This is a genomic window from Pontiella sp. (genome assembly GCF_041622395.1).
Lineage (GTDB): Bacteria > Verrucomicrobiota > Kiritimatiellia > Kiritimatiellales > Pontiellaceae > Pontiella.
The window spans coordinates 1-13,588 of record NZ_JBFJYW010000073.1 but is presented as its reverse complement, the minus strand read 5'-3'; the positions used below and the strand labels follow the sequence as shown (position 1 = coordinate 13,588).

The 13,588-nt window shown below is 63.4% G+C and carries 13 protein-coding genes; 4 read left to right on the top strand and 9 right to left on the bottom strand.

The window, feature by feature from the left end; all coding sequences use genetic code 11:
* Positions 1-271: 271 nt before the first annotated feature.
* Positions 272-2,908 carry an MGH1-like glycoside hydrolase domain-containing protein gene (locus ABYO54_RS06085; protein ID WP_372807353.1) on the top strand — a complete coding sequence of 879 codons (2,637 nt, stop codon included), beginning with the start codon at positions 272-274 and terminating at the stop codon, positions 2,906-2,908.
* Positions 2,909-2,934: 26 nt separating this feature from the next.
* On the opposite strand, the gene ABYO54_RS06080 is transcribed toward ABYO54_RS06085, so the two are convergent.
* From ABYO54_RS06080 to bioF, 5 genes are read right to left on the bottom strand one after another with little or no spacing between them, the layout of a single operon-like run.
* Complete coding sequence (locus ABYO54_RS06080) at positions 2,935-3,984, bottom strand: succinylglutamate desuccinylase/aspartoacylase family protein (RefSeq protein WP_372807352.1); 1,050 nt, start codon at positions 3,982-3,984, stop codon at positions 2,935-2,937.
* 3 nt (positions 3,985-3,987) lie between these two features.
* Positions 3,988-4,893: a 30S ribosomal protein S6--L-glutamate ligase gene (rimK, locus tag ABYO54_RS06075; RefSeq protein ID WP_372807351.1), complete on the bottom strand. Its 906-nt coding sequence runs from the start codon at positions 4,891-4,893 to the stop codon at positions 3,988-3,990.
* Between the two features lie 14 nt (positions 4,894-4,907).
* A complete protein-coding gene (locus ABYO54_RS06070; RefSeq protein WP_372807350.1) occupies positions 4,908-5,366 on the bottom strand; it encodes an ATP-dependent zinc protease in 459 nt (152 codons plus the stop codon).
* Complete coding sequence (locus tag ABYO54_RS06065; RefSeq protein ID WP_372807349.1) at positions 5,359-6,018, bottom strand: alpha/beta fold hydrolase; 660 nt, start codon at positions 6,016-6,018, stop codon at positions 5,359-5,361. The genes ABYO54_RS06070 and ABYO54_RS06065 overlap by 8 nt, the downstream gene beginning before the upstream one ends.
* Positions 6,019-7,179, bottom strand: a complete 1,161-nt coding sequence (gene bioF / locus ABYO54_RS06060; RefSeq protein ID WP_372807348.1) for an 8-amino-7-oxononanoate synthase — start codon at positions 7,177-7,179, stop codon at positions 6,019-6,021. It lies immediately after the preceding gene.
* A gap of 64 nt (positions 7,180-7,243) precedes the next feature.
* Between bioF and ABYO54_RS06055 the strand changes: the two genes are divergently transcribed.
* Genes ABYO54_RS06055 through ABYO54_RS06045 form a run of 3 tightly spaced genes read left to right on the top strand, consistent with a single transcriptional unit; the run spans position 7,244 to position 9,283 of the window.
* The gene (locus ABYO54_RS06055) at positions 7,244-7,837 is read left to right on the top strand and encodes a type II CAAX prenyl endopeptidase Rce1 family protein (protein ID WP_372807347.1); all 594 of its coding nucleotides are present in this window, start codon (positions 7,244-7,246) and stop codon (positions 7,835-7,837) included.
* A gap of 18 nt (positions 7,838-7,855) precedes the next feature.
* Complete coding sequence (locus tag ABYO54_RS06050) at positions 7,856-8,647, top strand: SDR family oxidoreductase (protein ID WP_372807346.1); 792 nt, start codon at positions 7,856-7,858, stop codon at positions 8,645-8,647.
* Positions 8,648-8,656: 9 nt separating this feature from the next.
* The gene (locus tag ABYO54_RS06045) at positions 8,657-9,283 is read left to right on the top strand and encodes a methylated-DNA--[protein]-cysteine S-methyltransferase (RefSeq protein WP_372807345.1); all 627 of its coding nucleotides are present in this window, start codon (positions 8,657-8,659) and stop codon (positions 9,281-9,283) included.
* On the opposite strand, the gene ABYO54_RS06040 is transcribed toward ABYO54_RS06045, so the two are convergent.
* The 4 genes from ABYO54_RS06040 to ABYO54_RS06025 all read right to left on the bottom strand — a co-directional run.
* The gene (locus ABYO54_RS06040) at positions 9,237-10,700 is read right to left on the bottom strand and encodes a monomeric [FeFe] hydrogenase (RefSeq protein ID WP_372807344.1); all 1,464 of its coding nucleotides are present in this window, start codon (positions 10,698-10,700) and stop codon (positions 9,237-9,239) included. The two genes, ABYO54_RS06045 and ABYO54_RS06040, sit on opposite strands and share 47 nt — an antisense overlap.
* A gap of 2 nt (positions 10,701-10,702) precedes the next feature.
* Positions 10,703-10,963, bottom strand: a complete 261-nt coding sequence (locus ABYO54_RS06035) for a (2Fe-2S) ferredoxin domain-containing protein (protein ID WP_372807343.1) — start codon at positions 10,961-10,963, stop codon at positions 10,703-10,705.
* Entirely contained in the window at positions 10,960-12,135 is a 1,176-nt protein-coding gene (locus ABYO54_RS06030) for a SpoIIE family protein phosphatase (protein ID WP_372807342.1), read from the bottom strand. Before ABYO54_RS06030 ends, ABYO54_RS06035 begins: the two co-directional genes overlap by 4 nt.
* Positions 12,132-13,588 (bottom strand): [Fe-Fe] hydrogenase large subunit C-terminal domain-containing protein (locus tag ABYO54_RS06025; RefSeq protein ID WP_372807341.1); only part of this gene is annotated, 1,457 nt, incomplete at its 5' end. The genes ABYO54_RS06030 and ABYO54_RS06025, both read right to left, overlap by 4 nt.

Sequence of the window (13,588 nt, the reverse complement as noted above, 5' to 3'; positions counted from 1 at the left end):
TGTCCAGCGGGCGGTGGAAGCCGTCACCATGCAACAGGCGCAAAGCATCGCGCGCACGATGCTCGGATTCAGCCGGATTTCCGAGGTTGAGGCGTTCATGAAAAATCCCGCACCCGTCCCGGCGCCGGAGCTCCCGCAGTGAAGATTCGGGCCGTGCGGACTGCGTATTCAACGGTCCCACGCAAGGTGGCGGTCCTGGATGGCCTGAATAAACGGTAGGTCGGAGTTTCGGCTCTTCGGCAAGGCGCATGGCAAAGGAATGGATGAACGCATGAGTGAAGCGAGTTGGAAAAAGTGGGGCCCCTATCTGAGCGAGCGCCAATGGGGGACGGTTCGCGAAGACTACAGTGTCGACGGCAACGCATGGGATTATCTCCCGTTCGAACATGCGCGGTCGCGCGCCTACCGCCGGGGCGAGGATGGACTGGCCGGGCTCTCCGACGACCGGCAACTGCTCTGCTTTTCGGTCGCGCTTTGGAACGGGAAGGATCCGTGTCTGAAGGAACGCGCCTTCGGCCTGTCGAACGAACAGGGCAACCATGGCGAAGACGGGAAGGACTATTATTTCTACCTCGACAGCACGCCCACCCACTCGTACCTGAAATATCTCTATAAATATCCCCAGCGGGAATTCCCGTACGCGGATCTCAAAGCCACCAATCTGGCGCGCTCCAAAAAAGAGATGGAGTATGAGCTGCTCGATACCGGCATCTTCGACGAGGACCGCTATTTCGATGTGTTCGTGGAATATGCGAAGGCCGGTCCCGAGGATATCCTGGTGAAAATCGGCGTCTGCAACCGCGGGCCCGAGGCAGCTGCGCTGCGCGTGTTGCCGACGCTCTGGTTCCGGAATGTCTGGGTGTGGGAACCCGGCCCGGCGCCGCGACCGATGCTCGCCGGCACCGACCACGTCCGCGCGAGCCATCCCGAGCTCGGAGAGTATCGGCTCTACTTCGAAGGCTCGCCCCCGTTGCGCTATACCGAAAACGAAACCAACCAAAAACGGCTGTTCGATTCCCCCAACGCCTATCCGTATACCAAGGACGGAATCGACGATTTCGTGGTGTCCGGGAATCCCGGCGCCGTGAATGCCGAGAACGTCGGCACCAAAGTGGCCGCGGACTATGCCCTCGAGATTCCGCCGGGCGAAACCCGCACGCTGCGCATGCGCCTGACCCAAGCCGTCTACGCGGCGGAAAGCGACGCGTTCGGCCCGGAGTTCGAAACGGTCTTCGGCGACCGGCGGGCCGAGTGCGACGCGTTCTACCGCGACCTGCTGCCGGCTTCGTTGTCCGCCGACGAACGCGCCGTGGCCCGGCAGGCCTTGGCAGGCATGCTGTGGTCGAAGCAATATTACGAGTACGATGTCAAAAGCTGGTTGCAGGAGCACGCGCGGGAGGGGCTGGCCATCCGCAACAGCGAGTGGGGCCATCTGCGCAACCACGATGTGGTTTCCATGCCGGACAAATGGGAATACCCGTGGTACGCCACCTGGGACCTGGCTTTCCACACCATCGCGCTGGTGCTGGTGGACGAAGCGTTCGCGAAACAGCAACTGCTGCTGTTCCTGGACGAACGCTACCAGCATCCCGACGGGCAGTTGCCGGCGTACGAATGGAACTTCAGCGATGTCAACCCGCCGGTCCATCCCTTCGCCGTGTTTGCCGTGTATTCCATCGACAAGACGCGCCGGGGCGATGGCGGAGATACCGCCTTTCTCCGGCAGGCGTTCGACCGCCTCGCGCTCAATTTCAACTGGTGGCTGGCCAAAAAGGACCCGACCGGAAAAAACGTCTTCGAGGGCGGGTTCCTCGGGCTCGATAATATCGGCGTGTTCGACCGCAGCAAGGAACTGCCGACCGGCGGGGCGCTGGAGCAATCCGACGGCACCGCCTGGATGGTGCTCTTTGCCCAGTTCATGGTGCAGATCGCGCTGGAACTCGCGCGCACCGATCCCGAGCGGTACGACGACGAGGCGCTGCGCTATCTGGACCACTTCATCAGCATCGCCGGGATGATGGATCGGCCGGGTATCAACGCGGATGAGATGTGGGACGAAGACGATGGCTTTTTCTACGACGTGCTGCGCTTCCCCGACGGCAGCGGCACCCGCCTCAAGGTGCGGTCGCTGGTGGGCTTGCTGCCGTTGTGCGCGTCGACGGTGATCGATGCGGACCTGCTGGATTCGCTGCCGCATTTCAAAGAGCGCTATATCTCGCTGATCGACCGCAAAGGGGCGCTGGTCCGGCATATCGCATGCCCGGATTGTCTCGGCGTGCAGGGGCGGCGTTTGCTGGGGGTGCTGGACGACGAAAAGCTTCGCCGCGTGCTGTCGCGCATGCTCGATGAAAACGAGTTTCTGGGGCCGCACGGCATCCGCTCGCTGTCGCGCTTTCATGCGGAACACCCCTATACCTTCCACTGGAACGGCGTGGCGCACACGGTCGAATATATGCCGGCCGAGTCGGACTCGGGGTTGTTTGGCGGCAACTCCAATTGGCGCGGGCCGGTCTGGATGCCTATCAATTTCCTGATTCTACGGGCGCTGCGGAATCTCTACACCTACTATGGCGACGCATTTACCATCGAATGCCCCACCGGGTCGGGGCAGCTGAAAACGCTGCATGAAATCGAACGCGAACTGGGGCGCCGCCTCATCGCCATTTTCCTGAAAAACGATGCGGGAACGCGGCCGCTTTATGGCGGAAACGAAACCTTCCAGCGCAATCCGCACTGGCGCGACCATCTCCTCTTCTACGAATATTTCCACGGGGACAACGGCGCGGGAATCGGGGCCGCCCACCAGACGGGCTGGACCGGGCTGGTGGCCGTGGTGATGGCCATGCAGGCCACCATCTCGCCCGAAGTCCTGCTCGATGAAGGCATGAAAGCCTCGGCGGATCTCTGAGGCCGGGATCGGACCGAGGCGCCGAATCAGCTGACCACCGGCGGTTCGTCGCTTTCGATCGTATCGGTGAGCGGATCGAACGCATCCTGGAAGTTTTCAATCGATTCGGCGACCGCCGTGGGGCGGGAAAAGCGGGCGATGTGGAAAATGGCTTCGCCTTCATGCACCAGCGGTAGCCGGGTCCGGCCAATCACGATCCCCGCCACGGAACTCTTCACGATTTCCTCGTGTCCGCCGGACGGATCGCTGATGTAGGCCAGCTCGTCGCCGACCGAGACCTTCGCCCCGAGCGCAACGATCGACCGGGCGATGCCGCTTTGGGTGGCCCGCACCCACTGCGAACTCTTGGCGATCAGCGGCTGGTGTTCCTTCCGGCGCGTGCGTTTGCGGGTCATGCCCAGATGGGACAAAATGTTGAGTATTCCAACCACGCCGGCGCGGATCGAAACCTCGTCGAACCGAAGCGCCTCGCCGGCTTCGTATACGATCGAGGGAATGCCGAGGTCATGCGCCGCCTTGCGGAAGGTGCCGGCGCGCAAAGGCGAATCCAGCACCACCGGCGCATTGAACGCCTTGGCGATCTCTTCGAGCTCCCGGTTGCCGTTGAGGGTGGCCCGCACCTGCGGAAAGTTTTCGCGGGCGACGGCGCCGGTATGCAGGTCGATCACGTGCGTGCAGCGGGGCAGCACTTCCGACATGAGCACATGGGCCAGCCGGGCGGCCATCGAGCCTTTGGGCGAGCCGGGAAAGGAGCGGTTCAGGTCGCGCCGGTCGGGCAGGTAGCGCGACTGCGAAACAAAGCCGAAGACGTTGATCACCGGAATCAGAATCAGGGTGCCCTTGATCCGGTCGATGGACTTGTGGCCGAGCACGCGGCGGATGATCTCCACCCCGTTGATCTCATCGCCATGGAGGGCCGAAGAGACCAGCACGCAGGGGCCGGGATTGCGCCCATGAAAAACATGCACGATCATGCTGGTCGGTGAATAGTTGTAAAACTGCGGGAGCGGCAGATGAATGGACTGCCGGGTCCCCGCCTTGATTTCGTTACCGCCAATCGTGATGGCCGCTTGCATGAGCTATCCCTGCCCCTTGGTTTTGGTTTTTCCGGCTTCGGCATTCTTTTCGATGTAGTCGATCACCAGCCCGGCAATATCCTTCCCGGTGGCCTTTTCGATGCCCTCGAGGCCGGGGCTGGAGTTGACCTCCATCACCACGGGGCCGTGGTTGGCGCGCAGCAGGTCGACCCCCGCCACGTTCAATCCCATGATCTTCGCGGCGCGCACCGCCGTGGAGCGTTCTTCGGGCGTGATGCGGATCAGCGAGGAGCTGCCGCCACGGTGCAGGTTGGAGCGGAACTCGCCGGGTGCGGCCTTGCGTTGCATCGCCGCCACCACCTTGTTTCCAATCACGAAGCAGCGGATATCCGCCCCCTTGGATTCCGCAATGTATTCCTGCACCAAAATGTTGGCCTTCACGCCCATGAACCCCTCGATCACGCTTTCGGCCGCCTTTTGCGTTTCCGCCAAAACCACGCCGATGCCCTGGGTGCCTTCCAGCAGCTTCACCACCAGCGGGGCGCCGCCGACCATCTTGATCACGTCCTTGATGTCGTCCGGCTTGCTCGCGAATCCCGTCACCGGCAGCCCGATCCCCCGGCGCGAAAGCAGTTGCAGCGACCGCAGTTTGTCGCGCGAGCGCGTGATGGCCACCGATTCGTTCAGCGGGTAGACGCCCATCATCTCGAACTGCCGCAGAACGGCCGCTCCGTAGAAGGTCACGGAGGCGCCGATCCGCGGAATCACCGCGTCGAACCCCTCGAGCGCTTCGCCTTTGTAGTGGATCGTCGGGTTGTGCGAGGCGATGTTCATATAGGCGCGCAAGACGTCGATCGTGACCACTTCGTGGCCCTTTTTCTCGGCCGCCTCTCTGAGTCGGCGGGTGGAATAAAGTTTCGCATTCCGGGATAGCAGTGCGATTTTCATAGTTTTCTCCAAATTCAAAGCAGGCCGTATATGGATTTGGCCTTGAGTTTCCCGTTGAGGTAGGAAGCCGCTGGATTGACGAGCGTGTTGTCTTCCATGGCGCGGCGGCCGAGCAGCATGCGGAAACGCATGGAATCCCGGTTGGTGAGCGACATCTCAATCAGCCGGCACTTATCGCCAATTAACACCTTCGTATCAATGATATAGCGCAACTCTTTATGCCCGCCCGAATCGCTGACGATCCGTTCGTCCTTTACGGGGGCGATGCATTCGCGAACCAGCGTCTCGTTGCGCTGAAGCGGATGGACCTTGAAGCGCACGAAGCGAACGCCGGCTTCGCAGTAGGGCTCCACGAAGAAGGCGTGCAGGCAGGAGGTTTTTGCGCCGGTATCGATCTTGGCCTTGATGGCGGGTATTCCCAGTTCCGGCAGGGCGCACCATTCGCGCCAGCCCAGTTTCAGTGGTTCATTCATCGTCGGGGGCCTTTTGCAGGAACTGCAGGGTTTCTTGGATTACGTCCTCGAAGTGGTGGGCGGGCAGGGCGTGGCCGTCGTCCTCGAAAAGCTTCAATTCGCTGTTCGGCAAATGGGCGTGCAGCCACTCCGCCGCCGCCGGGGGAATGATCCGGTCAAGCGCACCGTGCAGCAACAGGACCGGAATGCCGATGGATGGAACCCGGGCGCGCACATCCGACGCCAGCAGATAGTCCAGCCCCGCGACCAAGGTTTCGAGCGGTTCGCCCACACTTGCGCAAGTGTGCGCATACGGGTGGTGGACGTTGCGGTAGAAGTCGGCCAACACCGCTTCCGGATGGCGTTGGAGTTGCAGAATCATGCGCTTGAGGATTCGTTCGGGCGTTCCGCAGGGATAGCCCTCGTCCGCGCAGAATTTGGCGGTGGAGGAGATCAGCACCAGCTTTTGGCAACGCGGCGGCAGCAGCTCCATCGCCAGCAACCCGCCCATCGAGCCGGTGACGATATAGTCGGCTTCCGGGAGGTGCCGCGCTTCGAGCACGTCCGACCCGGTCATCAACCGCACGTCGAAACGGTCGGCCAGCGCATTGCCCATCGGGCGGATATGTTCGATCCCATGGGCCCACCCTGAAATGACCAATACGGATTTCACTTAATTTTTCACCGCGGCAATGATGAGTTTCGCGGCGCGTTCGAGCTCATCGACGAGGTGGGCGAGGGTGATGGAAATGCGCAGGCGGGCGGAGCCGGGGGGGACCGTCGGCGGGCGGATGGCCGCGCAAATGATGCCTTGGTCGCGCAGTTTCTGCGAGATGGCGACGGCTTTTTCGTTGTCGCCGATGACGATCGGGATGATCTGGCTTTGGCTTTGCAGGGTGTCGAGTCCGGCCTCGTGGAGCATCGAGCGGAAATAGTCCGCGTTCGCCTGCAGGATGCTACCGAGGCGCGGCGAGGCCTCGAAAACGTCGAGCGCGCCGAGCGCCGCGCCGATCACGGCCGGGGGCGGGGCGGTGGTGTAGATGAAGGCGCGCGACGAGCCGACCAGCAGTTGCCGCAGATTGTTGGAGCAGGCAATGAAGCCGCCGTAGCCCGCCATCGCCTTGCTCATGGTGCCCATCGAAACCGTGACCGCGTTTTCAATGCCCAGCTCGCGGACGAGGCCGCTGCCGTTTTTACCGAAGGTCCCCGTGGCGTGCGCTTCGTCGACCATCAGCATCGCCCCGTGCTTTTCGGCCAGCGCGGCGATTTCCTTCAACGGGGCAATGTCGCCATCCATGCTGAAGACGGACTCGGTGATAATCAGTTTTCGGCCGGGGGTGCCGGCGGATTGTTCCAGCCGCGTTTGCAGTGCCCGGGCATCGTTGTGCGCCCAGCGCACGAGCTTTGCGCCCGAAAGCTTGCAGGCGTCGATCATGCTGGCGTGCACCAGCTTGTCGGCGAAGATGAGGTCGTCGCGCCCGGCGAGGACCGGAATGGTTCCGGCGTTGGCCATGTAGCCCGAGCCGAAGACGAGCGCGCTTTGGTAGCCCTTTTCGCGGGCGAGCCGCGCTTCGAGCTCTTCGTGGATCGGCAGGGTGCCCGTCACCAGACGCGAGGCGGTGGCGCCGATGCCGTAGTGGTCGAGCGCCTCGCGCGCCCGGTCCACCACGTGCGGGTGGCGGCCGAGATCGAGATAGTCGTTGCTCGAAAAGTTGAGCACCTCTTGGCCGTCGATTTTGATGACGCCGCCGGCTTCGGGGTAGACGCGCGCGGTGCGCTCCAGCCCTTTGGCTTTCGCTTCGTCGAGTATCGGTTGAATCCATTCATTCTGCATGCGAAGCACTTTCGCCAACTTCCGGAATTGGCGCAACCTCGAAAATGGATTATAGCTTTTCGCCATGAAGCCGATTGCCGGACTTATCCCGTATGTTGCCGTGCTGGTGGGCATGTATGGGTTCCGCAGCGCGTGGGCGGCGCTGTTGCTCTATCACGCCGGCATTGTGGCCTGCAGGGTCGGGCGCCGCACGCCTAACCTGTTCGCCGGGTTCAAGAATCCGCTAACCCTGCCGGGCGTTCTCGTGTGCGCCATGGCCGCGCCCGTGGTCTATTTCCTCTGGCCGTGGCTGGCGGCGCGCGAAGGCATCCTGCCGGAATGGCTGGCGCACTATGGATTGACCGGGTGGTCGTGGCGGCTGCTCATTCCCTATTTTTCGATCGTCCATCCCATCCTCGAAGAGCTCCACTGGCAGGGCATGGCGCCGGAGCGGTCCACGGGGCTTTGCTCGCAGGATCTGCTGTTCGCGGGCTACCATGTGTTGGTGCTGTTGCAATTGATTCATTGGCCCTGGCTGTTTATGGTGTTCGGCGTGTTGGTGGGGAGCTCGGTGTTCTGGCGCTGGGCGGCGGGCCGGTTCGGTGGCCTGGGCCTGGGCATCCTGACCCATGCCGCCGCCGATGCCGGGGTGGTGGTGGCGGTTCATCGGTTGTTGTAGACGGAAACGGAGGCAAAAATGGATTTGGGATTACATGGAAAAGTGGCGATGGTCGCGGCTTCGAGCAAGGGGCTGGGGTTTGGAATCGCGCAGGCGTTGGCGCGCGAAGGCGCGCTGGTTTCGCTGGGCGCGCGCACGGAAGCGGAGGTGTTCGATGCCGCCGATGCGCTGATCGAGGAAACCGGAACCGATGTGCTGGCCAACGTTCTCGACGTCACCAAGCCGGCTTCGATTCTCGAGTGGCTCGACAACACGACCGATGCCTTCGGCGGGGTCGATGCGCTGGTCGTCAATGCGGGCGGACCGCCGACCGGTAACTTCGATGATTTCGACGACGCCGACTGGCAATCCGCCTTCGACCTGACCCTGATGAGCGCCGTACGGATGATCCGCGCCGTGCTGCCCTCCATGCGCGCGGTCGGCGGCGGCTCGATCCTCACCATCACCTCCGTTTCGGTGAAGGAACCGATCGATGTGCTGCTGCTTTCCAACGTCATGCGCTCGGGCGTCGCCAGCCTGGCCAAAAGCCTTTCGCGGCAACTCGCATCCGAAAATATCCGCGTCAACAACCTGTTGCCGGGGCGGATCGATACCGACCGCGTGCAATCGCTGGATGCCCTGCGGGCGGATGCGCAGGATCTTTCGATCGAAGACGTCCGGGCCGCCAACGAACTCATTATTCCGCTGGGCCGATACGGCACGATCGAGGAGTTCGGCAAGCTCGGTGCCTTCCTGCTCTCCGATGCCGCCTCCTACATCACCGGCCAGACCATCGCCGCGGATGGCGGATCGATTAAGACGGTTTGGTAGGCGGGCCGCATGCACGACGGAAAGATGGCCGCAGTCCTCGACGCATCCGATGCGCATTGCGAAGCGTTGCCCGCCGATACGGGGGGCGCGGGGTGGACGATCGTTGCGGGCTATGCCGAGTCGCCGTTCGGCACCTGTTTGGTTGCCGAGTGTCCGCGCGGCCTCTGCCACCTCTCTTTCGAGGAGGCGGGCGCATGGGACGGCTTGCGGCACCAATGGCCCCATGCGGACGTGGTGCGCGATGACGCCGCGGCCGCGGCCTGGTGGGCAGCGATTTTTGCGGGGCCCCCGGCGCGCCGGCTCTATGTGCAGGGGACGGCGTTCCAGCTCAAGGTCTGGCAGGCGTTGTTGGCCATTCCGTTCGGGCAGTCCGCGAGCTATGGCCACGTGGCCGCTCGCATCGGGAAACCCGCGGCGGCGCGCGCCGTCGGCTCCGCCGTTGGGTGCAACCCGATCGGATTCCTGATCCCGTGCCACCGGGTCGTCTGCGCATCGGGGGCCCTCGGCGGCTACCGCTGGGGCCCCGACCGCAAGCGCGCCTTGCGGGCCTGGGAGCAGGCGGCCCTCAAGGCGAATCGAACCCCGGGATTCAATCAAGAACCGCGCATTCGGTCTTCAGCGACGGGCTATCCTTGAGGAATTCCTTCAGTTGCCGCAGGGCGATCTTTGGATTTCCGAGGGTGCCGGGACCTGCGATGCAACCGCCCTCGCAGGACATCACTTCCGCAAAGTTGCCGGGGCAGCTCTTGTTCGCCCACACGCGCATTTGGTTGATCGCCTTGCGGTCGATGCCGTCGACGAGCAGGGGTTGCAGGGCGGCGTTGCCGGGGGCGACCGCCTGCACGGCGGCGGTTACCCCGCCGCTGGCGGCAAAGCCGCGCCCTTCGACGTGGACCCGGTCCCCCAATGGGGATTCGGCGCACTCCAGCACATCGACGCCCGCGCCCACCAGAATGGCGCCGAGCTCTTCGAAGGTTAGGACGAAATCGACCTCCGGATTCCGGGCCGCCTCGACGCGCTTGGCAATGCACGGGCCGATGAAGACGGTCTTGACATCCGGGTTGGCGGTTCGGGCCTTGGCGGCGGTGTAGGCCATCGGGGTCGGCGTGTCCGAAACGTACTGCTTCATTTCCGGCAGATGCTTATCGACGGTCTCGATATAGGCCGGGCAGCAGGAGGTGGTCATGAAACGGGCGCCTTCGGCCATTTTTTCCGACCACTCGGCGCTTTCGTGCAGCGTCGTTTCGTCGGCGCCTTCGGCCACCTCGAGCACGTCCGCAAAGCCCACCTGCTTCAGCGCGCCAACGAGCTGGGGCAGGGTGCCCGGCAACTGGCCGACGATCGACGGCGCGACCATCGCCACGACGTTCCCGTGGTTGAGCTGCTTGAGCACGTCGATCATTTGCGAAAGATCGGTGATGGCGGCGAAGGGGCACTCCCGGAAACATTTCCCGCAGTAGATGCATTTGGAGTGGTCGATGACTTCGCGCCCGGTGGTTTCGTCTTTGGAGATGGCGCCGACGGGGCAGGCCTCTTCGCACGGGATCGGAATGCGGATGATGGCGTGGTAGGGGCAGGCTTGCATGCAGAGTCCGCAGTTGACGCACTTTTCGGGGTTGAGTTCGGCTTTGCCGTTGCGGAACTCGATGGCGTCCTTGGGGCAGACGCTTTCGCAGGAGCGGGCAATGCAGCCCTTGCAGGCGTTGGTGGCGCTGTAGCGCGAGGTCACGCAGGCGCTGCAGGCCACGTCGATCACCGTCAGTACGGGCGGGGCGGCTTCCTCGCGCTGCAGCGCGTCGGCATAGTATTCGCTGATGGGTTTGAGCTCGTCGGATTCGCTTTCGACGCCGAAGCCGAGGGCCGCCATGGTGCGGTATTTCAGGACGGCGCGGTCTTTGTAGATGCAGCAGCGCGAAGAATCCTTGGCGTCCTTCGGGCGCATCGCCAGCGGTATGCGGTTGAGGGTGTCGGCGGCTTCGTCGGTGAAAAAGGCGCGGGCCACCCGAACGAGGATTTCCTTGCGGAGACGGTTGGCGTGGTTGTCGTGGAACATGGTTAGGACTCCGTTTCGAGAATTTCGCGCACGGTATCGAGCACTTTGGTGATGTTGGCGTTGGTGATGACCTGGTCATCGACCTGGACGAACGGGGCCTTGCCTTTGGTTTCGTCGTTGCAAAAGCCGAGGCAATGGACGCCGCGGATTTCGACATGGTCGCGCAGGTAGGGATCGAGCATTTCGTCGAGCAGCAACAGGTGCGCCGCTCCCATTAGGTAGCAGGTGGTCCCGGTGCAGATGGACACGTTGACTTTTTTCATATGAACTCCAAGTTTACTTCCTTCAAATAATTCTCTTCGAGCACCTTCGCGATGCGGCGCATCAGGCTGCGGCGGATCTCCAGTTCGATCGGCAAATTCGGATCCTGGTGCGCCTGGTTGATCTTGGTGCCGACGAGGATATGGATGACGTCCGAGTTGAGCAGCTGTTCGCGCAGTAGCGTGGCGGCGTTTTCGCGCGCCGGGTCCTGGCCGCTCTCCAGTAGATTGAGGGTCTCGGTCAGGGTGAGGATGCCCTCGGTCACCAGATCCACGCCCGCCATCTTCGAAATCGGCGGCAGGTTGGAACGGCGGAAACGGAACAGGTCGGTTTCGATCTCGACGCCCATTTCGCGCGCCACGATTTCCGCCGAGGTGCCGCCGCTGACGATTTTGCAGCCGTCGAAGGAGCGGATGGTTTCGGCGTACTCGGCGTCGCGCTTTTCCGAGAAGGGCGGGCCGGAGGCCAGCAGGGTGCGGCGCGGGGTGCGGAAATAGAGGACGCCGCAGGTGATATCGTCGTAGGCCCGGCGGTCGGGTTCGTTATGCAACGCCCGGCGGACGATCTGTTCGGCGAGCGCGCGCGCCGATAGGCGCGCGTCGTCGGCCACCAGCTTCTGCGCGAATTCCCCGCAGCCCTTGTTGCGCCAGCCCAGCGGATAGGTGGCCGAGCCCATGCCCGACTCCGTGACGCCGTCGCTGAAGAAAACGATCCGGTCCTCGGGGCGGGCGGCGAAGCGGTAGACCTTGAGTTTCCGGTAGTCGCCCTGGGCGCTGCCGTGTTCCTCGAACGGGACTTCGACCGGCACGCCGCCGCGCAGCAGGATGAAGGGCGGGTTGCCCTGTTCCACGATCTGGACGCTGCCGTCCGAGCGGCAATCCACCACGGTGAAGGTGGCGTAGGCGATCTTGCGCACCTGGCAGACGGGCAGCGCATTCATGATGACCTTTGCGTAGTGCGTGAAATCCGTGTCGGTTTCGGCGAATTTGATCGCCATGCGCGCGGTCATGTTCGAAAGGATGTTGGCTTTCACGCCGCTGCCGAGCCCGTCCGAGAGTACCGTCAGCAGGCGGCCGTTGGCCGAATCCTTGTGGACCATGAACGCATCGCCCGCCGTGTGTTGCGAGTGCTTGCGCACCTGGTGGAATTCCAGTTCTGTAAACAGATCGTTCATGGATGGTCGGTGGTGTCGGAATAGTTGTCGGCGATGGAGCGCAGCAGGATCTCGGTGTCGGCCATGTGTTCGCCCAGCATGCAGGCGATGCTCTGTACGGTCACCATGTTTTTCTCGATGACCTCTTTCGCCTTTTGCGCGATCATCTCGCGGCGATGCTCGGTCTTGGTGACGTCGAGCAGGATGCCGCCGATGGTCTTGCCGTCCTCGATCGGGAAGATCGAAACGTTGAGCAGCTTGTCGCCGTCGCGGAAGGTATCGGACCGGTACTCTTGTCCGGTGCGCTTGACCTGTTCGAACAGCTTGGCGAACGGGAGGATCTTGCGCAGGTCGGCCCCGGCCATCCCGGGCTTGGCGGCGTAGCCGAGCAGGGTGTCGGCCCCGGCGGTCCGGGCAAAGTTTTCGTTGCACTCCACGATGTGGAGGTTTTCGTCGACGATGACGACGCCCGAGGGCATCCGGCGCAGCAGGGCGTTGGCCTTGTTCTGGGCCAGCTTGCGCAGGTGGGAGAGGCACATGTCGGGTTCGGCTTTGTGGGTGAGCAGGGCCAGGGCGAAGGAGCGGCAGGTTTCGTAGCCGCAGCCGCCGCAGTTGAGTTCGTCCTCGGCGCGGTGCTTGCCCACCTTTCTGAGCGCGGCGCGGATCTCCGCTTCGCTGATTTTTTCCAACTCCTGCGGGGCCGCCTGGAAGACGTGGGCGGGCGCCGGCTCGGCGAGCTCGCCGGGGCCGTGTCCGCGGGCCCGTTTGCGAACGGCCAGCTCGCCGGTCAGCAACGCCTCGTTCCGGTTGGTGCGCGGTCCGCCGATGCAGCCGCCGGGGCAGGCGAGTGCTTCGAGGAACACGGGTTCCGTCAGGGCCGCGGTATCCAGGTTTTCCAGCGTCTGCAAGATGGTTTCCATGCCGCTGGCGGAAAGCAGCTCCACGTTGGGGAGGTCATAGTCCTCCAGCGTGCGGTTCATGCCGCCGACCACGGGATAGAGGGCGCCGTGGACCGCCTCTTCCGGTTCGAAGGGGTGCGGGGCGGCGCCGGCGGGATCGATGCCTTCCTGCTCGAACCATTGGGCGAGATCCATGAAGGTCAGGGCGATGTCGGTGAGGCCGGGAAGTTCGTCGCACTCGTTTTTCTTGGCGATGCACGGGCCGATGAAGACGACGTGCGTATCCTCGCCGTAGTGGCGCTTGAGCAGCCGCGCGTGCGCCTGCATCGGGCTGAGCAGCGGCGTGAGGTTTGGGGTGAAACGCGGTTGGTATTTGCGGATGAGGTCGACCACCACCGGGCAGGCCGTGGAAATGTGCAGGCCCGGCCGCGCGCTGCGGAACGATTCGGCCAGCGACAGGCTGACGGCTTCGGCGCCGAGGGCGGTTTCGCTGACGGCGTGGAAGCCGAGTTGGCGGATGGCCCCGGCCATGTTGGCCGCCGGCACGCCGGGCCATTCGGCCGCATACGAGGGCG

Excerpts from the sequence above, each read along its gene's own strand:
- ABYO54_RS06085 (WP_372807353.1), top strand. The coding sequence starts at position 272 with ATGAGTGAAGCGAGTTGGAAAAAGTGGGGCCCCTATCTGAGCGAGCGC.
- ABYO54_RS06080 (WP_372807352.1), bottom strand. The coding sequence starts at position 3,984 with ATGCAAGCGGCCATCACGATTGGCGGTAACGAAATCAAGGCGGGGACC.
- rimK (WP_372807351.1), bottom strand. The coding sequence starts at position 4,893 with ATGAAAATCGCACTGCTATCCCGGAATGCGAAACTTTATTCCACCCGC.
- ABYO54_RS06070 (WP_372807350.1), bottom strand. The coding sequence starts at position 5,366 with ATGAATGAACCACTGAAACTGGGCTGGCGCGAATGGTGCGCCCTGCCG.
- bioF (WP_372807348.1), bottom strand. The coding sequence starts at position 7,179 with ATGCAGAATGAATGGATTCAACCGATACTCGACGAAGCGAAAGCCAAA.
- ABYO54_RS06055 (WP_372807347.1), top strand. The coding sequence starts at position 7,244 with ATGAAGCCGATTGCCGGACTTATCCCGTATGTTGCCGTGCTGGTGGGC.
- ABYO54_RS06050 (WP_372807346.1), top strand. The coding sequence starts at position 7,856 with ATGGATTTGGGATTACATGGAAAAGTGGCGATGGTCGCGGCTTCGAGC.
- ABYO54_RS06045 (WP_372807345.1), top strand. The coding sequence starts at position 8,657 with ATGCACGACGGAAAGATGGCCGCAGTCCTCGACGCATCCGATGCGCAT.
- ABYO54_RS06040 (WP_372807344.1), bottom strand. The coding sequence starts at position 10,700 with ATGTTCCACGACAACCACGCCAACCGTCTCCGCAAGGAAATCCTCGTT.
- ABYO54_RS06035 (WP_372807343.1), bottom strand. The coding sequence starts at position 10,963 with ATGAAAAAAGTCAACGTGTCCATCTGCACCGGGACCACCTGCTACCTA.
- ABYO54_RS06030 (WP_372807342.1), bottom strand. The coding sequence starts at position 12,135 with ATGAACGATCTGTTTACAGAACTGGAATTCCACCAGGTGCGCAAGCAC.